The organism is Micromonospora sp. NPDC049580 (assembly GCF_040675595.1).
In the GTDB taxonomy this organism is placed as follows: domain Bacteria; phylum Actinomycetota; class Actinomycetes; order Mycobacteriales; family Micromonosporaceae; genus Micromonospora.
On record NZ_JBFAPG010000058.1, the window covers coordinates 1 to 20049 of the forward strand.

Here is a 20049-nt window from a genome sequence, read left to right on the forward strand (position 1 = left end):
CGCGCAACAGTTTTGGGGCCTGGGTGGTGCGCGGGTTGAAGCAGAGCAAAGGACGCGCGAAGGGCTGCGGCCGCCGCCCGGCCATGAGCTGACGCCCGTCCGCCGCTGCGGCCGGTGCTGCCTCAGCCGGTGCGGGCAGGAGTGGCCGCAGCGGCCAGCTCCGCGGCGGCCGCCGGATCCGTGGGCGCGTCCGTGCCGTCCGGCTGCGACGCCGGCGTCACCGTGTCGGTCTCCGCCGCGCCGGTCACCGCTGCCAGCGCTCCCCGCTCGGCCGGGTCACGTCGCCGCATACGGCTGACCAGCCAGCCGATCGCCGCGCCGCCGCCCAGGCCGGCCAGCAAGCCGGCGGCGAGCATCGCGTCGGCGTTGCCGGATTCCTCTGCGGAGCCGCCCGCCGCCGTGTCACCGCCGCCGGAAGCGCCGTCGGCGCCCTGCGCCCCTGCGGCGGGACCGTTCCCCGCGTCCGCCGCCGGGGCGCCGTGCCCGCCGTGCCCGACCGGCCCGGCCGCACCCGCCGCCGCCGGCAACAGAGTCAGCACCGGGGCCCGGTGTGCGCCGCTGGCGTCCGCCCACCGGACGACCGTGCCGTCGGCGTACGTCTGGACGACCTCGAAGGTGAGCCGCTCCGCCTGCGGCAGCGGGCCCATGGACAGGGCCAGCCGGGCCGGGCCGGACGCGCCCGCGCCGACGCGGACCCAGGTCACCGCCGTGGTCACGGTGCTCACTCCGGAGGAGTGGATGCCGGCCACCGGCTTGTCCAGCGTACGGGAGCTGATCTTGGGCGCCCAGCCGTCGACCGACATCGGGTAGACCTCGGCCACCGGGGCGTCGGCCGGCAACCGGACCTCGATCCGGGTGGTCTTCGTGCCGGCCCGCTCCTCGGGCACGCTGAACTCCAGCCGTACGGCGTCGCCCTGCCGTGCCTCGGTCGGGGTGGTCGTCACGTCCGCGGCGTGCGCCGCCGTACCGGGCCAGAGCAGCAGCCCCGCGGCGGTCAGCGCGGTCACCGCCGCGATTCGCCGCGGGCGGCCTCCGCCGTGCGTGCTCGCCATCTCGTGCCCCCATCCGTCTCGACGTGACCGGCTCCGGTTTCCGGCCACACCTTCTAGTTCGGCTGGCAGGCGCGAAAGGTTCAACGCCGGACGCGAGGAAGGTGCCCTTCCCGGCCGCGAGGGGGTGGACCGATAGCATCGGCAGGAGCCGAGGATCGGCATCGTTTCGTACTGCTTGGAGGAGTCACCGTGTCCGCACCCCGTACCCCCGCCGTGGCCGACCCTGTCGTCGTCGCCGCCGGGACGACGGCGGCCGACGCGGTGGCCGCGGCCGGACTGCCCGCGAACGGCCCCAAGGCGATCGTCGTGGTCCGCGACCCGCAGGGTCAGCTGCGCGACCTGGACTGGGCGCCGACCGAGGAGACCGTCGTCGAGCCGGTCAGCCTGGACTCGCCCGACGGGCTCACCGTGCTGCGCCACTCCACCGCGCACGTGCTCGCCCAGGCCGTGCAGGACATCTTCCCCGAGGCCAAGCTGGGCATCGGCCCGCCCATCGAGAACGGCTTCTACTACGACTTCGACGTCGCCAAGCCGTTCCAGCCCGATGACCTCAGCAAGATCGAAAAGCGAATGCAGGAGATCGTCAAGTCCGGGCAGCGGTTCCGTCGCCGCCGTTTCGGCAGCCTCGACGAGGCGCGCGCCGAGCTGGCCGACGAGCCGTTCAAGCTGGAGTTGATCGAGGTCAAGGGCGAGGGCCTGGACACCGACGAGGTGATGGAGGTCGGCGGCGGCGAGCTGACCATCTACGACAACCTCGACGCCAAGGAGGACAAGGTCTGCTGGTCGGACCTGTGCCGGGGTCCGCACCTGCCGACCACCCGACTGATCGGCGCGTTCAAGCTGATGCGCTCGGCCGCCGCGTACTGGCGCGGGTCGGAGAAGAACCCCCAACTGCAGCGGGTGTACGGCACCGCGTGGCCGACCCGCGACGAGCTCAAGGCGTACCTGAAGCTGTTGGAGGAGGCCGCCCGGCGCGACCACCGCAAGCTCGGCGCGGACCTCGACCTGTTCAGCTTCCCCGACGAGATCGGCTCGGGCCTGGCGGTCTTCCACCCCAAGGGCGGCATCATCCGCCGCGAGATGGAGCACTACTCGCGGCGGCGGCACGAGGAGGCGGGGTACGAGTTCGTCAACACCCCGCACATCTCCAAGGCGCAGCTGTTCCACACCTCCGGGCACCTGCCGTACTACGCGGACACGATGTTCCCGCCCATGCAGCTGGAGGGCGCGGACTACTACCTCAAGGCCATGAACTGCCCGATGCACAACCTGATCTTCAGGTCGCGGGGGCGGTCGTACCGTGAGCTGCCGCTGCGGATGTTCGAGTTCGGCACGGTCTACCGGTACGAGAAGTCCGGCGTCGTGCACGGCCTGACCCGGGTCCGTGGCCTGACCCAGGACGACTCGCACATTTACTGCACCCGCGAGCAGATGGCCGGCGAGCTGTCCACGCTGCTCAGCTTCGTGCTGGACCTGCTGCGCGACTACGGCCTGGACGACTTCTACCTGGAGCTGTCGACCCGGGACGACTCGCCCAAGTTCATCGGCGCCGACGAGGACTGGGCGGAGGCGACCGAGGCGCTGCGGACCGCCGCCGAGACCTCGGGTCTGGAGCTGGTGCCCGATCCGGGTGGCGCGGCGTTCTACGGGCCGAAGATCTCCGTGCAGGCGCGCGACGCGATTGGCCGGACCTGGCAGATGTCCACCATCCAGGTCGACTTCAACCAGCCGGAGCGGTTCGGGTTGGAGTACCAGGCCGCCGACGGCAGCCGCCAGCGGCCCGTGATGATCCACCGGGCGCTGTTCGGGTCGATCGAACGGTTCTTCGGGGTGCTCACCGAGCACTACGCGGGCGCCTTCCCGGCCTGGCTGGCCCCGGTGCAGGTGGTGGGCATTCCGATCCGCGAGGACCACACCGACTACCTGCACGGCTTCGTCGCGGCGCTGCGGGCCGAGGGCATCCGGGCCCAGGTGGACGCGGGTGACGACCGGATGCAGAAGAAGATCCGTACGGCGCAGCAGCAGAAGATCCCGTTCATGGTGATCGCCGGTGACGACGACGTGGCGGCCGGCACGGTGTCCTTCCGCTACCGCGACGGCTCCCAGCGCAACGGTGTGCCGATCGCCCAGGCGGTCACCCACGTCCTCGACGTGGTGACCTCCCGCACGAACGTCGGCCCGTCGGCCGCACCGGAGTAGCCGGCGTCGGCGTCGCGTGTCGCGTGTCGCGATCGTGCTCGATCCAGGAAGTAGTGGTCTCCCCGCCGTGGGAGGCCACTACTTCCATGTTCGGGCGCGATCCCGCCCGAAGCGGGCGTCAGCCTGGTCAGATGCCGCAGGTGGGTGCCGACCAGCCGCCGACCGCCGCGACGTGGGTGTGGTCGTTGTGGTCCGGGTAGCCGGGGCCGAGGATCTGTCCGAAGCCGTGGTTGCGGGCCTGCTGAGCCAGCCGGCACAGCGACGGTGAGCCGACCAGGTCCACCGCGTCGCCGTACAGGTGGCGGCTGTTCGAGGCCCCGCCGACCGCGCTGTTGCAGGCGTAGCTACGGAAGCTGCTGCTGATCGCGATGGGCACGTCGCCGAGGGCGTGCCGCAGGGCCTGGAGCTTCCACATCGAGACGAGCGCGTTGGCGCGGGCGGTGCTCGCCGCGACCGCTCCGCCGGACCAGGTGCTGTTGCAGTTGTTCAGCTCGGCGTAGCTGAAGTTGACCGGTGTGCAGTCGTCGTCCTGGAGGGCGTACAGCCGGTTGAAGGTCTGCGGGCCGGCGACGCCGTCCGCGCCCAACCCGTACGCCTGCTGAAAGCGGATCACCGCGGACCGGGTGGCGGGGCCGTAGGCGCCGTCGATGGTGAGCACGGCGCCGTAGCCGGGGTAGCCGGCGACGCGGATCTGGAGTTGCCGGACGTCCTCGCCGGACATCCCCTGCGACAGGGTGCGCCCCCAGGTGTAGCAGCCGTCCGCGTGCGCCGCGCTGGCGGTGAGGGTGACCCCGGTCACCGTGGTGGCGACGGCCAGCGCGAGCGCCGCGATGACCCTGCCGAGTCGTCGGATCATGAAGCTCTCCATTCATTTATTCAAGTGCCTGAATGCATGGAAGTTTCAGGTCTCGGCGGCAATCCGTCAACAACTTGCAGCAAGGAGTTTCCCGGTGACGGGTGTCGCGGCTGGCCCACGCGGCTCCGTAGGATCGGCTCGTGACAGGGGCGGAGCGGCACACGGACAGCGACGGCATGGCGGACGGCCTGGATCGGCTCTGGACGCCGCACCGGATGACCTACATCTCCGGCGAGGACCGCCCGGCCGAGGGCTACGAGAAGCCGACCGGCTGCCCGTTCTGTCTGGCCCCCGGGCTGCCCTCCGAGGAGAGCCTGGTGGTCGCCCGCGGCGAGCGCGTCTTCGTGGTGCTCAACCTCTACCCGTACAACCCGGGGCACCTGCTGGTCTGCCCGTACCGGCACGTCGCCGACTACACCGACCTCGACGAGCCGGAGACGGTCGAGCTCGCCTCGTACACCCAGACCGCGATGCGGGTGATCCGCAAGGTCAGCAACGCGCACGGCTTCAACCTGGGCATGAACCAGGGCGGGGTGGCCGGCGCCGGCATCGCCGCCCACCTGCACCAGCACGTGGTGCCGCGCTGGGGCGGCGACGCGAACTTCATGCCGGTGATCGGCCGCACCAAGGTGCTGCCCCAGCTGCTCGGCGACACCCGCGACCTGCTCGCCCGCGCCTGGCCGTCCTGACCCGCCGGGCCTGACCTCGCCGCCGCGAGGACCGCGCCGGTCCGGCTAGTCGGCGCGCAGCAGGTCGGCAAGCTCCGCCCAGCTCCTTACCGGGTGTACGCGGGGCAGCAGCGCGGCGTGCGCGGCGACCTCCGCCCGGCGGGGCCGGAACAGGTAGCGGTGCGGCACCGAGTCGAGGTAGCCGAGCACCTCCAGCCTGTCGTCGACGAAGTGGGTCAGGTCGAGCCGCCGGGCGATCGGCGCCTTGGCCGGCCGGGTCCGGCAGAAGTGCACCCGCTCGACGGGGATCCCGGTGCGAGCCGTGAGATCGTGGTGGGCCAGCCACTCCCGGGTCCGCCGCTCGGTGGACTCGCCGCACTTGGAGACGAGGTGCACCTCGTCGAACGCCGGCCCGAGCGCTCCGAGCGCGTCGAATGCCCCGTCGACCATGGGCGTCCGCAGGTAGTGCGCGCCGAAGAAGGAGGTGTCGGCGTCGTCGTCGGCCGGCTCGATGAGCACACCGCCGATGTCCACGCCCAGCCGTCGCATGGCGTCGATCATGCCGTACGGCCCCGGCGCGCGCGTACCGCGTTTCCGCGTGCGGAGTTGCTACGCCCCGCCCGGTGAAGGTGGCACGATCGGCCGATGGCAGTGACGACACGGATGTTGGGGCGCAGCGGCATCGAGGTCAGCGCCCTCGGCATGGGGTGCTGGGCGATCGCCGGTCCATGGGCGGAGGGCAGCCAGCCGCTGGGCTGGGGCGCGGTCGACGACGACGAGTCCGTGCGGGCGGTACGCCGCGCGCTCGAGGAGGGCATCACACTCTTCGACACCGCCGACACGTACGGCGCGGGGCACGGCGAGCGGGTGCTGGGGCGGGCCCTCGCCGGCCGCCGGGACGAGGCCGTGATCGCCACCAAGTGGGGCTACACGTTCGACGAGGCGACCCGGCAGGCGACCGGGGAGGACGCGTCACCGGCGTACCTGCGGCGGGCCGTGACCGCGTCGCTGCGCCGGTTGGGCACCGACCGGATCGACCTCTACCAGCTGCACCTGGCCGACCTGCCGGTGCCCCGCGCGGAGGCGCTGATCGGCGTCTGCGAGGACCTGGTCGCCGAGGGCCTGATCCGCGCGTACGGGTGGAGCACCGACCGCCCGGACCGGGCCGCCGCCTTCGGACAGGCCGCCTCCGGCGCCACCGCCGTGCAGCACGCCCTGTCAGTGCTGCGCGACGCCCCCGAGGTGCTCGCCGTCTGCGACAAGTACGACCTGGCCAGCGTCAACCAGGGGCCGCTGGGGATGGGCCTGCTCACCGGCAAGTACACGGCCACGTCGACGTTGCCCCGCGACGACGTGCGCGGGTTGGCGCCAGGCTGGCTGGAGTGGTTCCGCGGCGGCCGGCCCGCGCCGGAGTGGCTGCGCCGGGTCGGGGCGGTCCGCGCCGCGCTGACCGCCGACGGGCGCACCCTCGCCCAGGGCGCGCTGGGCTGGATCTGGGCACGCAGCGGGCGCACCATCCCGATCCCCGGCTGCCGTACGGTCGCCCAGGTCGAGGAGAACGCCGCCGCGCTGCGCCGGGGGCCGCTGGCGCCGGACCAGTTCGTCGAGGTGGAACGCCAACTCGCCGCCCTGCGCACCGCCGCGCTGCGCGACGCCGATCGCCCACACTGGCCCCGCCCCACCCACCCCACGACCCACCCCTGACCCGCACACCGCGCGCAGTGCGGGCACGCCCTCTCCGACGCCGGTCCCGTCCCGTCCCGTGCTGTGGCGTGCCGCGCGGTGCCGTGTGCCATGGCGGCGCCGCGTGCTGTGCTGGTGTCGCGTCCTGTCGAGCTGCCCCAGATCTGGGGCAGCGTCGGTGCGGATGTGGTCCGCTCCGGCAGCGGCGCCCCGAATGTGGGGCAGCTCGACAGGACGCGAACACGTAGGCCGCGCCGCAGCCCCGCCCACGCGCGACGGCTCGCGCGCGACGGGGAGTCGTCCGGGACAGGCGCGCGGGCACCAGGGCCAGCGGGCAGACAGGGCCAGCGAATACGCAGGGGGCACGCAGGATTACGGGGTGTGTTCCTTGCGGGCCTGGTCGGCCAGGTGGGTGGGCATCGGGTCGTGGCGTACGAAGTGGCGGCGGAAGGTGCCCGTGCCGGCGGTCATCGAGCGCAGCTCGACGGCGTAGCGGAGCAGTTCGGTGGCCGGCACCTCGGCGCGCACGAGGGTACGGCCCTCGGCGTCCTCGTCGGGTTCGGTGCCGAGCACCCGGCCGCGCCGGCTGGACAGGTCGCCCATCACCGCGCCCACCGAGCCGTCCGGCACCCGGACGATCACCTCGTCGATCGGTTCCAGCAGCGTCGGCTGGCCGCGCTCGGCGGCGTCGCGCAGCGCGAGCGCGCCGGCGGTCTGGAAGGCCGCGTCGGAGGAGTCGACGCTGTGCGCCTTGCCGTCGACGAGGGTGACCCGCAGGTCCACCACCGGATGGCCGGCGACCAGCCCGCGTTCCAGCTGGGCGCGGACGCCCTTCTCGACTGACGGGATGTAGTTGTGCGGCACCGCGCCGCCGACGATCCGGTCGACGAACTCGAAGCCGGCGCCGCGGGGCAGCGGCTCCACCTCGATGTCGCAGACCGCGTACTGGCCGTGGCCGCCGGACTGCTTGACGTGCCGGCCGTGCCCCCGTGCCGGCACGGTCAGCGTCTCGCGCAGCGACACCTTGACCGGTTCGGTGTCCAGCTCGACGCCTCCGGCGCGCAGCCGGTCCAGCACGACGTCGGCGTGCGCCTCGCCCATGCACCAGAGCACCAGCTGGTGGGTCTCCGGGTTGCGTTCCAGCCGCAGGGTGGGGTCGCCGGCGACCAGCCGGGCGAGGTTGCGGGCCAGCGCGTCCTCGTCGGCGCGGCTGCGGGCGACGATCGCCACCGGCAGCAGCGGCTCCGGCATCTCCCACGGCGCGATCAGCAGCGGGTCGTCCTTGGCCGAGACGGTGTCGCCGGTCTCCGCGCTGCCCGACTTGGTGATCGCGCAGATGTCGCCGGCCACGCAGTGCGGCACCTCGCGCAGGGTCGCGCCCAGCGGGGTGTAGATGTGCCCGACCCGCTCGTCGGCGTCGTGGTCGGGGTGCCCGCGCTCGGCCATGCCGTGCCCGCAGATGTGCACGGTCTGTTCGGGGCGCAGCGTGCCGGAGAAGACCCGGACCAGCGAGACCCGACCGACGTGGCGGTCGACGGTGGTCTTGACGACCTCGGCGACGAGCGGGCCGTCCGGGTCGCAGGTCAGCGGCGGGCGGGGCGAGCCGTCCACGCCGGTGACCGCCGGCAGCTCATGCTCCAGCGGTGACGGGAACGCGGCGGTCAGCACCTCCAGCAGGGTGTCCAGACCGACGCCGGTCTCGGCGCAGACCGGCACCACCGGGTAGAAGTGGCCCCTCGCGACGGCCTTCTCCAGGTCCTCGATGAGCACCTCGGTGCTGATCTCCTCGCCGTCGAGGTAGCGGTCCATGAGGGTTTCGTCCTCACTCTCGGCGATGATCCCCTCGATCAACTCGTCGCGGGACTCGTCGATGGCCCGCTGGTGCTCCGGGTCCGGGTCGCGCACGTCGGCGGGCAGCCCGGCGGAGTAGTCGAAGACCCGTCGGGTGATCAGCCCGAGAAGGCCCTCGGTGGAGACCCCGTCGTCGCCGAGCATCGGCAGGTACAGGGGCATCACGTTGTCGCCGAAGACCCGCTGGCAGAGCGCCACTGCCTCATCGAAGTCGGCGCGGGGCTGGTCCAGTCGGGCCACCGCGACGGCGCGCGGCATGTCGACCGCGGCGCACTCCTCCCACAGCGCCACCGTGGCGGCGTCCATCCCACCGGCCGCCGAGACGACGAACAGCGCGGCGTCGGCGGCCCGCAGGCCGGCCCGCAGCTCGCCGACGAAGTCGGCATACCCGGGTGTGTCCAGCAGGTTGACCTTGATGCCGTTGTGCAGCAGGGGCGCGCAGGACAGGCTCACCGAGCGCTGCTGGCGTACGGCGGCCGGGTCGTGGTCGCCGACCGTGGTGCCGTCGACGACGCTGCCGGCCCGGCCGATGGTGCCGGTCGCGGCGAGCAGCGCCTCGACGAGCGTCGTCTTGCCCGCTCCGGAATGCCCGACGAGCACCACGTTGCGTACCCGCGCGGGGTCGGTCACCACCGGCGTGCCGCCGGTGGCCCCCTTTTCCTGATTTTTCTGCGCCATGGGGCGCACCTCCCTCAGCCGGTGGTGGGTGGCGACCGCCGCGCGAGGTGGAAGCGGCCCGGGGCGAGTGCGCGGCGATATCCTCCGGTGGTCTGCTGCACAGCGGGAACTCAACGGGCGGGCGGGTGAGCTGGCTCACCTCCCGGCTCGATCTCACACCCGTTGCCGTACAGGCACAAGCCTGCCCCGGGCGGGTCGCAGGGACCGGCCGTATCGCCGGACCTGGGCGGACCGTTATCGTGGGGACCGCCATGGCGAAGATCTTCCAAGTGTCGGCCCGCGCGGGGATGACCCGCGTCGTCGAGCCGATCGCACGTGCCCTCCTGCGCGCGGGCGTCACTCCCAATGCCGTCACCGTCGCGGGCACCGTTGGTGTGCTCATCGGCGCGCTCGGCTTCGGTGCCCGCGGCCATCTGGTCGCGGGCGCGTTGATCGTGACCGTGTTCGCGCTCACCGACCTGCTCGACGGGACGATGGCCCGGATGAGCGGCGGCTCCACCCGCTTCGGCGCGTTCCTCGACTCAAGCATGGACCGGGTCGCCGACAGCGCCGTCTTCGGCGCGGTGGCCTACTGGTTGGCCACCCGGGGCGACCACTCCGGGGTGGCCGCCGCACTGCTGTGCCTGGCCGCCGGCGGGCTCGTCTCCTACGTGAAGGCGCGTGCCGAAGGGCTGGGCATGACCTGCAACGTGGGCATCGCCGAGCGCACCGAGCGGCTGCTGATCGTCGGCGTCGGCGGGATCCTCACGGGCGTCGGCGTGAAGCCGGCGCTGGAGATCGCGCTCTGGCTGCTCGCCGCCATCTCGATCTTCACGGTGGGGCAGCGGGTGGCGCACGTCTACCGCCAGGCCCAGCAGCTCCAGCCGGACGGCCAGGCGTGAGCGGGCTGCCGGCGACACGGCGTCGGACGACCGGCGGCCGGGCCGCGTGAACCTCACCGAGCTGGGCTACGTCGCCGGATGGCGGCTGGTCCGCGCGCTTCCCCGGCCGTTGGTGGCGGCGGCGTTCCAGGCGGGCGCGGACCGCGCCCATCGCGGCGGTGGCGGGGGTACGGCCCGACTGCGCGCGAACCTGCGCCGGGTGGTCGGCCCGGAGCTGCCCGAGGCGGAGCTGGACGATCTCGTCAAGCGCGGGCTGCGCTCGTACGCCCGGTACTGGATGGAGGCGTTCCGGCTGCCCGCGTTGAGCCGGGAGCAGATCCTGGCTGGGTTCCGCCTCGACGGCGCGGAGTTGCTCGCCGCCGACGTGGCCGCCGGCCGGGGCGCGGTGGTGGCGCTGCCGCACGCCGGCAACTGGGATGCCGCGGGCGCCTGGGTCGCGGCCACCGGTTGGCCGATCACCACCGTCATGGAGCGGCTCAAGCCGGAGGGCGTGTACGAGCGTTTCCTGGCCTTCCGGGCCGAGCTCGGGATGGAGATCCTGCCCACCCACGGTGGCCCGCGTCCGGCGTTCGACGTGCTGCTGGACCGCGTCCGCGCCGGCGCGGTGGTGCCGCTGCTGGCCGACCGGGACCTCTCCGCCCGGGGGGTGGAGGTGGACTTCTTCGGTGGGAAGACCCGGATGCCGGCCGGGCCGGCGCTGCTCGCCCTGCACACCGGAGCGCCGCTGTACGTGGCCTCGTTGTGGTACGAGCAGGACGTGGCGTGCGCCTCGCTCGCCGGCCCGCTGCCGGTGCCCGGGCCCGAGGCGGGGCCTCTGGACCAGCGGGTCCGGTCCCTGACCCAGCTGATCGCCGACGGTCTGGCGGCGGGTATCGCCCGGCATCCGGAAGACTGGCACATGTTGCAGCGGATGTGGTTGGACCAGAGGAGGGCGGGGGAGGGCACGGCGCTGCCCTCGTCAGCCCCCGGCCAGGGCTGAAGGGGTGGGCTGACGCATGCGGATCGGCATCGTGTGCCCGTACTCGTTCGACGTCCCCGGCGGGGTGCAGAACCACGTCATGGATCTCGCCGAGGCGCTGATCGTGCTCGGTCACGAGGTCAGCGTGCTCGCTCCGGCGGATGAGGATTCGCCGCTGCCGGAGTACGTGGTGTCCGCCGGCCGGGCGGTGCCGCTGCCGTACAACGGGTCGGTGGCCCGGATCGCGTTCGGCCCGGTCTCGACCGCGCGGGTCCGGCGCTGGCTCACCAACGGTGACTTCGACGTGCTGCACGTGCACGAGCCGCTGACGTTGAGCCTGTCGCTGCTGGCGGTGCTCTCCGCTCGCGGCCCGGTGGTGGCCACGTTCCACACGGCGATGACCCGTTCGCGGGTGCTGGCCGCCGCGCAGGGTGTGCTGCAGATCGTGTTGGAGCGGATCACCGCCCGGATCGCGGTGAGCGCGCTGGCCCGCAAGGTGCAGGTCGAGCACATGGACGGCGGCGCGGTGGAGATCCCCAACGGGGTGGCGGTGGCGAAGTTCGCCGACGCCGAGCCGCTGCCAGGCTGGCCGGGGGAGTGCGGGCCGGGCACCGGCGGCACGGTGGGCTTCCTGGGCCGGTTCACGGAGGCGCGCAAGGGTTTCCCGGTGCTGCGGGACGCCTTCGTGGCGCTGGCGGCGACCCGCCCGGGGTTGCGGCTGCTGGTCGCCGGCCCGGGTGACCCGGACGACCTGTACGACCAGTTCCCGGCCGCGCTGCGGGAGCGGGTGACGTTCCTCGGGCTGGTCTCCGAGGCGGACAAGGCCCGGATGCTGCGCAGCGTGCACCTGTACGTGGCGCCGAACACCGGCGGCGAGTCGTTCGGGATGATCCTCACCGAGGCGCTGGCCGCCGGCACCACGGTGATCGCGAGTGACCTGGACGCGTTCCGCCGGGTGCTCGACGGTGGGCGGGCGGGGCGGCTGTTCCCGACCGGAGACGCGGTGGGATTGCGTGACGCCCTGTCCGAGCTGCTCGACGACCCGGCCGGGCGGGCCACGCTGAGCGCCTGCGGCGATCAGGTGGTGGCGAATTTCGACTGGCCGGTGGTTGCTCGGCGTGTTCTTGAGGTATACGCAGCGGCGATCGAGGCGACCGACGGGCGGGTCATCGACCAGGAATGGGTGGGGCTGGGCTGACCCGCGTGACGGATGGTGCGGCTGGTGACGCCGGTGACCGGCGCGGGCGTGCGCAACGGAGGAGAAACGGAGCAGCACTACGATGCCGCACATGTGGTGGGTGGTGGCCGCGAGTGTGCTCGTGGGGGTGCTTGCGGCGTACCTCATCTGGACCGCCGGCCGGGTCGAGCGGCTGCAGGGCCGCGCGGAGCTGGCGGCGCGGGCCCTCGACGCCCACCTGCTGCGCCGGGCAGCGGCCGCGGCGGTGCTGGCGGAGCGGCGTTTCGGCGTCGAGTTGTACGCGGCGGCCCGGATCGCGCTGGACGCTCCGCCGCAGGAGCGGGAGGCGGCTGAGAACGACCTGACCCGGCAGTTGCGCTCGGTGCGGCTGGACGCGGCCGATCCGGACTGCACGGCGGTCATCGCGGCGAGCCGCCGTCTCGCGTTGTCCCGGCAGGTGCACACCGACCTGGTTCGCGACGCCCGGTCGGCGCGCAGTCGTCCGCTGGTGCGGTTGTTTCGGATGGGGCGGGGCCGGGAGTGGCCGCGCTACTTCGACATCGACGACCCGACGCTCGTCGTGCCGGCCGACGTTCCGGCCGGCTGATCGGGGCGGGCGGAGGCTGACCGGGGCGGGCCGGCGCGGCGGTGAGCAGGGCCACAGTGCAGGCCACCGGGGGTCTGATTGGCTGTCGGCGCGGCGTTGACCAGTGCGTAGCATTTCCGCTGCCACCCCCACCGCACGTCCAAGGAGCGATGACCCGTGCCCGAAACCACCGCCTCGACCACCGGCACCGCCCCCGTCGTCGGCACGGCCCGCGTGAAGCGGGGCATGGCCGAGATGCTCAAGGGCGGCGTGATCATGGACGTCGTCAACGCCGAGCAGGCCAAGATCGCCGAGGACGCCGGCGCGGTCGCGGTGATGGCCCTGGAGCGGGTGCCCGCCGACATCCGCGCGCAGGGCGGGGTGTCCCGGATGAGCGACCCCGACATGATCGACGGGATCATCGAGGCGGTGTCCATCCCGGTGATGGCCAAGGCCCGCATCGGTCACTTCGTGGAGGCGCAGATCCTCCAGTCGCTCGGCGTCGACTACGTCGACGAGTCCGAGGTGCTGACCCCGGCCGACTACGCGAACCACATCGACAAGTGGGCGTTCACCGTGCCCTTCGTCTGTGGCGCGACCAACCTGGGCGAGGCGCTGCGCCGGATCACCGAGGGCGCGGCCATGATCCGCTCCAAGGGCGAGGCCGGCACCGGCGACGTCTCCAACGCCACCACCCACATGCGCAAGATCCGCCAGGAGATCCGCCGGCTGTCCTCGCTGCCGGCCGACGAGCTGTACGTCGCGGCCAAGGAGCTGCAGGCCCCGTACGAGCTGGTCAAGGAGGTCGCCGAGAGCGGCAAGCTGCCGGTGGTGCTGTTCACCGCCGGCGGGATCGCCACGCCGGCCGACGCGGCGATGATGATGCAGCTCGGCGCGGAGGGCGTCTTCGTCGGCTCCGGCATCTTCAAGGCCGGCAATCCGGCTCAGCGGGCCGCCGCGATCGTCAAGGCCACCACCTTCCACGACGACCCGGATGTGCTGGCGAAGGTCTCCCGGGGTCTGGGTGAGGCGATGGTCGGCATCAACGTCGACGAGATCCCGCAGCCGCACCGCCTGGCCGAGCGCGGTTGGTGAGGATGAACCAACCCACCATCGGTGTGCTCGCGCTCCAGGGCGACGTCCGGGAGCACGTGGCTGCGCTGGCCGCGGCGGGCGCGGATGCCCGCCCGGTCCGCCGCCCGAGCGAGCTGGACGCGGTCGACGGGCTGGTGATCCCGGGGGGCGAGTCCACCACCATCAGCAAGCTCGCCGACATCTTCGAGATGCGCGAGCCGATCGACAAGCGGATCGCCGACGGCATGCCGGTCTACGGCTCCTGCGCCGGCATGATCATGCTGGCCACCGAGGTGCTGGACGGTCGGGCCGACCAGCGCGGCTTCGCCGGCATCGACATGACGGTACGGCGTAACGCGTTCGGCCGGCAGGTCGACTCGTTCGAGGCGCCGGTGGAGGTCGCCGGCGTGCCGGGGGAGCCGTTCCACGCGGTGTTCATCCGCGCGCCGTGGGTCGAGCGCGTCGGCGCGGCAGTCCAGGTGATCGGGAAGGTGACCGGCGGCCCGGCCGCCGAGCGGATCGTGGCGGTGCGGCAGGGCAACCTGCTGGCCACCTCGTTCCACCCTGAGCTGACGGGTGACCTGCGCGTACACGCGTACTTCGTGGAGCTGGTGCGCGCCGCCTGAGCGGCGGAAGCGCGGAGGCGGGCATGAATCCCGCCCCCGGATCGTTGGTCTGGGCAGGCCCCGGCGCCGTGCCACCGCCCCGGGCCGGTCCCGGGTGTGACATGGCGGGGTGTGACCTCGGTAAGATTGTCGCGGTTCGGCAGGGCCGTCGCCCGGCGCGGCACTTCCCGCGGGGCCGACCGGCCGCCGGATCGCCGATGCGGCGCGGAATCGGTGCGGCAGTCGACGCAGGCGTGCAATGACAGACGGAGGTAGAAGATGTCCGGCCACTCAAAGTGGGCGACGACCAAGCACAAGAAGGCCGTCATCGACGCCAAGCGCGGCAAGATGTTCGCCAAGCTGATCAAGAACGTCGAGGTGGCCGCGCGGACCGGTGGCGGCGACCCCTCCGGCAACCCGACGCTCTTCGACGCGATCCAGAAGGCGAAGAAGAGCTCGGTGCCGAACGACAACATCGATCGCGCCGTCAAGCGCGGCTCCGGCCTGGAAGCCGGCGGCGCCGACTGGCAGACCATCATGTACGAGGGGTACGGCCCGAACGGCGTGGCCATGCTCATCGAGTGCCTCACCGACAACCGCAACCGGGCGGCCACCGAGGTGCGCACCGCGCTCACCCGCAACGGCGGCTCGCTCGCCGACGCCGGCTCGGTGTCGTACATGTTCTCCCGCAAGGGCGTGGTGATCGTGCCCAAGGAGGGCACCAGCGAGGACGACGTGATGATGGCCGTCCTCGACGCCGGCGCCGAGGAGGTCAACGACCTCGGTGAGGCGTTCGAGGTGGTCTCCGAGCCGACCGACCTGATTCCGGTGCGCACCGCGCTGCAGGACGCCGGCATCGAGTACGAGTCGGCCGAGTCCTCCCTGATCCCCAGCATGAACGTCCCGCTCGACGAAGAGGGCGCCCGCAAGATCTTCAAGCTGATCGACGTCCTGGAGGACTGCGACGACGTGCAGAACGTCTACGCGAACTTCGACGTCAGCGACGACGTGATGGCGGCCGTCGACGCCTGAGGTCCGGCCCGTCCGGCCCGTCCGGCCTGCCCGGCGTGATCCACACCAGGTCGCCGATGTGGGGGTGTCCGCGCGAGCGGTTGCCCCCACATCGGCGACCTGACGTGTGTCAGCGCCCCCTTGATCGGCTCGGGATGACGGGTGCCACCGGCAGCAGCCCGGCAGGCCGCACGAAGATCGACCGTCGGGCGATCGCGTCCAGTCTCGGCCCCACCTCGTAGCCGTCGAGCCAGACCCACCCGTCATAGGTTGGCCAGTCGAGAACGCGGATGACGCGGAACAGGATCGGCCGGCTGAACTGGATACTCGCCGCGCGGGTGACCTGAAAGAGGTCACCCGCCCGCACGGCCGCCGGATTTCCGGTCGCGCCACGCCTTGAGATGATCACTTGCCTCGACCAGCCGGGGACACGAACCATCCGGGCCGCACCTGGTGCAGACGTTGCGATGATGAAAGTCGATCACGTAGCTCGCCATCGTCACGAGGAACGGCGGCTCGGGTCGGGGCTCCTCACCCATCATGGCGATCACCTCGCTGGGGCGACGCCGCGCTCTTCTCCTCGCTCGACGCGAGCGGCGTGGTGCGCCGGTAGGCGCCAGCCCGGCCCGGGAACCGGGTCCGCTCCACCACGTCGACTGGCTCATCCGGTCGGTGAAACCACTTCCAACGGCACACGGCCTGCCTCCCGAAGTCAATGCGAGTAGGGCATCTAGCAGGCAGGATTCCGTTGCCGGCCAACGATCTGCAACGTCTCACACCGAAAACCGCGCTTCGAGATTGACGGCGTCTCGTTTGGCCGGCCATGCTGTTCCAGATGAGACAGACAGGCCACGAGAGGTGAGACCGGAGGCCGAATGAGTGAGGTCGGTTCGTCAGTCCCACGGCGGCAACTCGGGCGGCTTCTGCGCCAGGCACGTGAGGAAGCCGGAATCAACCTTGAGGCTGCCGCCAATGACCTCGAATGGTCCCGCGCCAAGATGTACCGGTTGGAGAGTGGCCAGACTGCGCTGCGTACTCATGACGTGGTGTTGATGTGTCAGCTCTACGGCACGTCTGCCGAACTGACCGAGGTGTTGGTCAGTCTTGCCCGGGAGAGCAAGTCCCGGGGGTGGTGGCACGCCTATGACGAGGTGATCCCGGGCTGGTTCGAGTTGTATGTGGGACTGGAGGCCGCCTCCTCTTCCATCCGCCAGTACGAGCCGACCCTCATTCCCGGACTCCTCCAGACCCCGGAGTACATGGCCGCGGTGTTCGAGACCAAACCCGGGCGTACCCCGCAGGAGGTGGCGCAGAAGGTCGCCCTACGGATGCAGCGACAGAAGCTGTTGACCAGGCGCAGTCCTGCGGCCCCGCGTCTTGATGTCGTGATCGACGAAGCCGTGGTCCGCCGACCCATCGATGACATCGAGGGCTGGCGGATGCAACTCGCTCACCTGGTCAACGCCGCTCAAGCGCCGAACATCGCCGTCCGGGTGCTGCCGCTGGGGATCGGACCGCACCGGGCATCCGTTGCCGGAGCCTTCGTCTTGCTCGATTTTTCGGCAGTCGGCACCCGGCCGGCGGAGCCCAGCACGGTCTACAGCGAGTCGCTGACCGGTGGCCTCTACCTCGATCGTCCGGCGGAGGTCCAGACGTACTCTGAGGTCTGGCAGGCGCTTTGGGATCTTGCCCTGCCCGAGCGCGCCTCGGAGGATCTGGTGAGCACAGTGATCAAGGAGACCTACGATGAGTGATCTGACCGGTGCCCGCTGGCGCACGAGCACACGTAGTGGCAATGAGGGCAACTGCGTGGAGGTCGCGGACAACCTTCCCGGTGTCGTGGCCATCCGGGACAGCAAGGACGTCGAGGGGCCGGCGCTCACCTTCTCCCCGGCGGCCTGGGCCGCGTTCGTGACCCACGCCAAGGCCTAATCTTGGCTGGGGCGGTGGGCGCGGCCAGCGGTGACCCTCGGTCACCTCCGTCGGGGCGGATGCGGTCGTAAGCGGTATACCTCAGAGTCATATTCATACCTCTGAGGTATACCGCTCAACAGCAGTCCGACACGGCGGGCAGCCAAAGCGGATGACCAGCGCCCTTCGCCGCAACCCCAGCCCCGTCTTGAGTTAGGACTTATTCGTCTAGGGGAGCGGCGGCCGTAGGCTTCCTTCCTCGGGGAGCGAACGAGGAGGTTCCGGGGGAGATGGTGGAACGCCGATTCGCGCCGGGTGAGGTGGTCGTCCGGCGGGAGATCCTGCGGGGCGAGGTCTGGTTCGGCTGCCCGACGATCTGCGTCGAGGACTCGCCCGACCTGCTCGCCCTCTACCTCCCGCCGGGGGCGGAGTTCGGCTTCCCGACCGACGGCGTCTTCCCCTGTGGCCGGCACCCGTGGGAGACGGCCGGCCACCGCTCCTGGTCGGGGCACGGCAAGCTGATGCTGCACCGGCCGGGCGAGGCGCACTCGGTGGACGTGTTCTGGACGGGCCCGCAGCGCGACTTCGCGGGCTGGTACTTCAACCTGCAGGATCCGCTGCGGCGTACCCCGATCGGGGTGGACACTCTCGACCACGAGCTGGACCTGTGGTGGGGCGCGGACGACGACCGGTACGTCTGGAAGGACGTCGAGATGTTCGCGCAGCGCCTCGTCGAGGGGCGCTACCCGGGCATGGCGGACGCGATCCGCGGCGAGGGCGACCGGATCGCCGCCCTGCTCGACGCGGGTCAGCGGTGGTGGGATCCGGCGTGGGCGCGGTGGCAACCCGATCCGGCCTGGTCGGCGCCCCGGTTGCCGGCCGGCTGGGCCTCGGTGCCCACCCGCTGACCACGGGCGACTGCCGTGTGAGCCGCGCCGGCCGTGTGGTCGGTCAGCACTGCGGCACCGGATCGACGAGAAACACCTGGTCGGGTGGCCGGTGTACGCGACGGGCGCCGGTGTCCGCTCAGGACACCGACGCCCGCGGGGGGCCGTCGCCGGTCAGCCGATGCTCTCGCGCTCCCGCCAAGCAGCGCGCAGCGAGGTCCGGCCGTTGGTGCGGAGCAGCGAACCCTCGTAGACGCGGGCCCCGGCGACCACGAAGGCGCCGGCGGCGACCAGCAGGACGGCGAGCGACACGATCGGCTCCCAGCCGGCCGCGTCGCCGGTGAACAGCCGCAGCGGCATCGCCGTGGGCGACGAGAACGGCAGGTACGACAGCACCCGCATCGCGGTCGCGTTGTCGTTCAGGAAGATCACCGCGAAGAACGGCAGCATGACGGCGAGCTGCACCGGTGTCGACACACCGGCGATGTCCTCCTGGCGGTTGACCAGGGCGCCGGCCGCCGCCCACATCGCGGCCAGCAGCACGAAGCCGAGCAGGAAGAACGGCACGAACCAGCCGATCGCCGGAGCGAGCAGGGTGAGCAGGTCCCCGCTGTCACCGATCCGCATGCCGAGGACGGTTACGAGACCAATCAGCGCGATCTGCCCGAGCGCCAGGATGCCCCCGGCGATCACCTTGCCGGCCAGCAGCGCCCGTACCGGCACGGCCGCCACCAGGATCTCCACGATCCGGGTCTGCTTCTCCTCGGTGACGCTCTGCGCGATCTGCAGGCCGAAGGTCTGCGAGGTGATGAAGAAGACGAACGCGAACACGAACGGCACCAGGAACGCCACCACCGGGTCGACCGCGTCGGGGTCGAGGAGGCGCACCGGCGGCGCGATGCTCAGCGCCCGGACCACCTCGTGAGGTGCGTCGTCCATGGCGAGCACCGCCGGACCGCTGACGACCGCGGCGTCCACGTCCCCGTCGCGGACGGCCTGCTCGGCGGCCCGGTCGTCGGCTACCACCCGGACGTCGAGCCCGGCGGCGCGCAGCGGGCCGGCCGCGTCCTGGGTGACGGCCACGCTCTTCGGGCCGCCGGAGAGCAACGGCGGCAGGATGGTGCCGGCGGCGGCGATCACCAGGAAGAACAGCGTGCCGAACAGGAAGGTGCGATCGCGGAGCTTGACCCGGATCTCGCGTTCGGCGACCAGCCGGGTGGCCTGGGTGACGTTCACTGGGTGACCTCTCGGAAGATCTCGGTGAGCGAGGGGCTGACCGGGCGGAAGGCGCGGACCGGGCCGCGGGCGAGGGCCGCGTGCAGGATGGGCTGCTCGTCGGCGCCGACCGGCAGGTCGAAGACCGCCCGCGCGCCGTCCAGCTCGACCAGGGTGACCCCGGGCTGGTCGCGGACCCAGCCGGCGTCGGTCGCCACCACCAGCTCAAAGCGGGGCGAGGTGTACGAGTCGCGCAGCCGCGTACGGCTTCCGGCGGCCCGGATCACCCCGTCATTGATGATCACCAGGTCGTCGCAGAGGCGCTCCACCACGTCGAGTTGGTGGCTGGAGAACAGCACCGGCACTCCGGCAGCGGCGCGTTCGCGCAACACGGCGACGACCGTGTCGACGGCGAGGGGGTCGAGACCGGAGAACGGCTCGTCGAGCACCAGCACCTCGGGGTCGTGCACCAGCGCGGCGGCGATCTGGGCCCGCTGCTGGTTGCCCAGCGACAGCGTCTCCAGCAGGTCGTCGCCGCGCTCACCCAGCCCGACCCGCTCCAGCAGAGCGTCCGTGGCGCGGCGGGCGGCGGGGGCGTCCAGGCCGTGCAACCGGCCCAGATAGGCGACCTGCTCCCGCGTGGTCATCTTGGGGTACAGGCCCCGTTCCTCCGGCATGTAGCCGAAGCGGCGGCGGTCCTGCCGGGTGAGCTTCGCGCCGCCCCAGCTCACCTCCCCGGCGTCGGGGGCGAGCACAC

General features: G+C 71.9%; 21 protein-coding genes. 13 read left to right on the top strand and 8 right to left on the bottom strand.

Translation table 11 applies throughout. The features are described 5' to 3' along the window. Window positions 1-122: 122 nt before the first annotated feature. Complete coding sequence (locus AB0J68_RS07875) at window positions 123-1007, bottom strand: DUF1775 domain-containing protein (protein WP_363937033.1); 885 nt, start codon at window positions 1005-1007, stop codon at window positions 123-125. A gap of 234 nt (window positions 1008-1241) precedes the next feature. Between AB0J68_RS07875 and thrS the strand changes: the two genes are divergently transcribed. After that, a complete protein-coding gene (gene thrS, locus AB0J68_RS07880) occupies window positions 1242-3251 on the top strand; it encodes a threonine--tRNA ligase (protein WP_354861970.1) in 2010 nt (669 codons plus the stop codon). Between the two features lie 127 nt (window positions 3252-3378). Here the strand turns inward: thrS and AB0J68_RS07885 are convergent, their stop codons facing one another. Beyond that, window positions 3379-4107 (bottom strand): D-Ala-D-Ala carboxypeptidase family metallohydrolase, encoded by a 729-nt coding sequence (locus AB0J68_RS07885; protein ID WP_355065673.1) that lies wholly within the window; start codon window positions 4105-4107, stop codon window positions 3379-3381. Between the two features lie 176 nt (window positions 4108-4283). On the opposite strand from AB0J68_RS07885, the gene AB0J68_RS07890 reads away from it, so the two are divergent. Continuing rightward, a complete protein-coding gene (locus tag AB0J68_RS07890) occupies window positions 4284-4796 on the top strand; it encodes an HIT domain-containing protein (protein ID WP_354861989.1) in 513 nt (170 codons plus the stop codon). 45 nt (window positions 4797-4841) lie between these two features. On the opposite strand, the gene AB0J68_RS07895 is transcribed toward AB0J68_RS07890, so the two are convergent. Next, window positions 4842-5324: a hypothetical protein gene (locus AB0J68_RS07895; RefSeq protein ID WP_355065675.1), complete on the bottom strand. Its 483-nt coding sequence runs from the start codon at window positions 5322-5324 to the stop codon at window positions 4842-4844. A gap of 96 nt (window positions 5325-5420) precedes the next feature. On the opposite strand from AB0J68_RS07895, the gene AB0J68_RS07900 reads away from it, so the two are divergent. Next, window positions 5421-6479 carry an aldo/keto reductase gene (locus tag AB0J68_RS07900; RefSeq protein WP_355065677.1) on the top strand — a complete coding sequence of 353 codons (1059 nt, stop codon included), beginning with the start codon at window positions 5421-5423 and terminating at the stop codon, window positions 6477-6479. A 351-nt stretch (window positions 6480-6830) separates the two neighbouring features. Here the strand turns inward: AB0J68_RS07900 and AB0J68_RS07905 are convergent, their stop codons facing one another. Further along, window positions 6831-8987 (bottom strand): elongation factor G-like protein EF-G2, encoded by a 2157-nt coding sequence (locus AB0J68_RS07905; protein ID WP_355065679.1) that lies wholly within the window; start codon window positions 8985-8987, stop codon window positions 6831-6833. A 251-nt stretch (window positions 8988-9238) separates the two neighbouring features. Here AB0J68_RS07905 and pgsA point away from each other — a divergent pair, with 251 nt between their 5' ends. From pgsA to AB0J68_RS07940, 7 genes are all read left to right on the top strand, one after another. Next, a complete protein-coding gene (gene pgsA / locus AB0J68_RS07910; RefSeq protein ID WP_354861795.1) occupies window positions 9239-9868 on the top strand; it encodes a phosphatidylinositol phosphate synthase in 630 nt (209 codons plus the stop codon). Window positions 9869-9914: 46 nt separating this feature from the next. Then, window positions 9915-10847 (top strand): phosphatidylinositol mannoside acyltransferase, encoded by a 933-nt coding sequence (locus AB0J68_RS07915; RefSeq protein WP_363937036.1) that lies wholly within the window; start codon window positions 9915-9917, stop codon window positions 10845-10847. Window positions 10848-10863: 16 nt separating this feature from the next. Beyond that, entirely contained in the window at window positions 10864-12024 is a 1161-nt protein-coding gene (locus AB0J68_RS07920; protein ID WP_354861798.1) for a glycosyltransferase family 4 protein, read from the top strand. An 82-nt stretch (window positions 12025-12106) separates the two neighbouring features. Then, window positions 12107-12610, top strand: a complete 504-nt coding sequence (locus tag AB0J68_RS07925) for a hypothetical protein (protein ID WP_354861800.1) — start codon at window positions 12107-12109, stop codon at window positions 12608-12610. A gap of 156 nt (window positions 12611-12766) precedes the next feature. Continuing rightward, window positions 12767-13684 carry a pyridoxal 5'-phosphate synthase lyase subunit PdxS gene (gene pdxS, locus AB0J68_RS07930; protein ID WP_354861802.1) on the top strand — a complete coding sequence of 306 codons (918 nt, stop codon included), beginning with the start codon at window positions 12767-12769 and terminating at the stop codon, window positions 13682-13684. A gap of 2 nt (window positions 13685-13686) precedes the next feature. After that, window positions 13687-14289 (top strand): pyridoxal 5'-phosphate synthase glutaminase subunit PdxT, encoded by a 603-nt coding sequence (gene pdxT / locus AB0J68_RS07935; RefSeq protein ID WP_363937040.1) that lies wholly within the window; start codon window positions 13687-13689, stop codon window positions 14287-14289. Window positions 14290-14547: 258 nt separating this feature from the next. Next, window positions 14548-15300, top strand: coding sequence for a YebC/PmpR family DNA-binding transcriptional regulator (locus tag AB0J68_RS07940; RefSeq protein ID WP_139587604.1), 753 nt, complete (start codon window positions 14548-14550; stop codon window positions 15298-15300). 109 nt (window positions 15301-15409) lie between these two features. On the opposite strand, the gene AB0J68_RS07945 is transcribed toward AB0J68_RS07940, so the two are convergent. Continuing rightward, window positions 15410-15646: a hypothetical protein gene (locus AB0J68_RS07945; protein ID WP_354861808.1), complete on the bottom strand. Its 237-nt coding sequence runs from the start codon at window positions 15644-15646 to the stop codon at window positions 15410-15412. Further along, on the bottom strand, window positions 15633-15821 hold the full coding sequence (locus tag AB0J68_RS07950; protein ID WP_354861810.1) for a hypothetical protein: 189 nt from the start codon (window positions 15819-15821) through the stop codon (window positions 15633-15635). Before AB0J68_RS07950 ends, AB0J68_RS07945 begins: the two co-directional genes overlap by 14 nt. Window positions 15822-16154: 333 nt before the next feature. Here AB0J68_RS07950 and AB0J68_RS07955 point away from each other — a divergent pair, with 333 nt between their 5' ends. The 3 genes from AB0J68_RS07955 to AB0J68_RS07965 all read left to right on the top strand — a co-directional run bounded on the left by AB0J68_RS07955 (window position 16155) and on the right by AB0J68_RS07965 (window position 18098). Continuing rightward, window positions 16155-17033 carry a helix-turn-helix transcriptional regulator gene (locus AB0J68_RS07955; protein WP_363937042.1) on the top strand — a complete coding sequence of 293 codons (879 nt, stop codon included), beginning with the start codon at window positions 16155-16157 and terminating at the stop codon, window positions 17031-17033. Continuing rightward, complete coding sequence (locus AB0J68_RS07960) at window positions 17026-17211, top strand: DUF397 domain-containing protein (protein WP_363937045.1); 186 nt, start codon at window positions 17026-17028, stop codon at window positions 17209-17211. Before AB0J68_RS07955 ends, AB0J68_RS07960 begins: the two co-directional genes overlap by 8 nt. A 269-nt stretch (window positions 17212-17480) precedes the next feature. Continuing rightward, complete coding sequence (locus AB0J68_RS07965) at window positions 17481-18098, top strand: DUF402 domain-containing protein (RefSeq protein ID WP_354861815.1); 618 nt, start codon at window positions 17481-17483, stop codon at window positions 18096-18098. Between the two features lie 153 nt (window positions 18099-18251). Here AB0J68_RS07965 and AB0J68_RS07970 read toward each other — a convergent pair whose 3' ends face one another. Next, window positions 18252-19313: an ABC transporter permease gene (locus tag AB0J68_RS07970; protein ID WP_363937048.1), complete on the bottom strand. Its 1062-nt coding sequence runs from the start codon at window positions 19311-19313 to the stop codon at window positions 18252-18254. Then, window positions 19310-20049: ATP-binding cassette domain-containing protein (locus tag AB0J68_RS07975; protein WP_363937050.1), on the bottom strand; the 740-nt coding region annotated here is incomplete at its 5' end. The genes AB0J68_RS07975 and AB0J68_RS07970, both read right to left, overlap by 4 nt.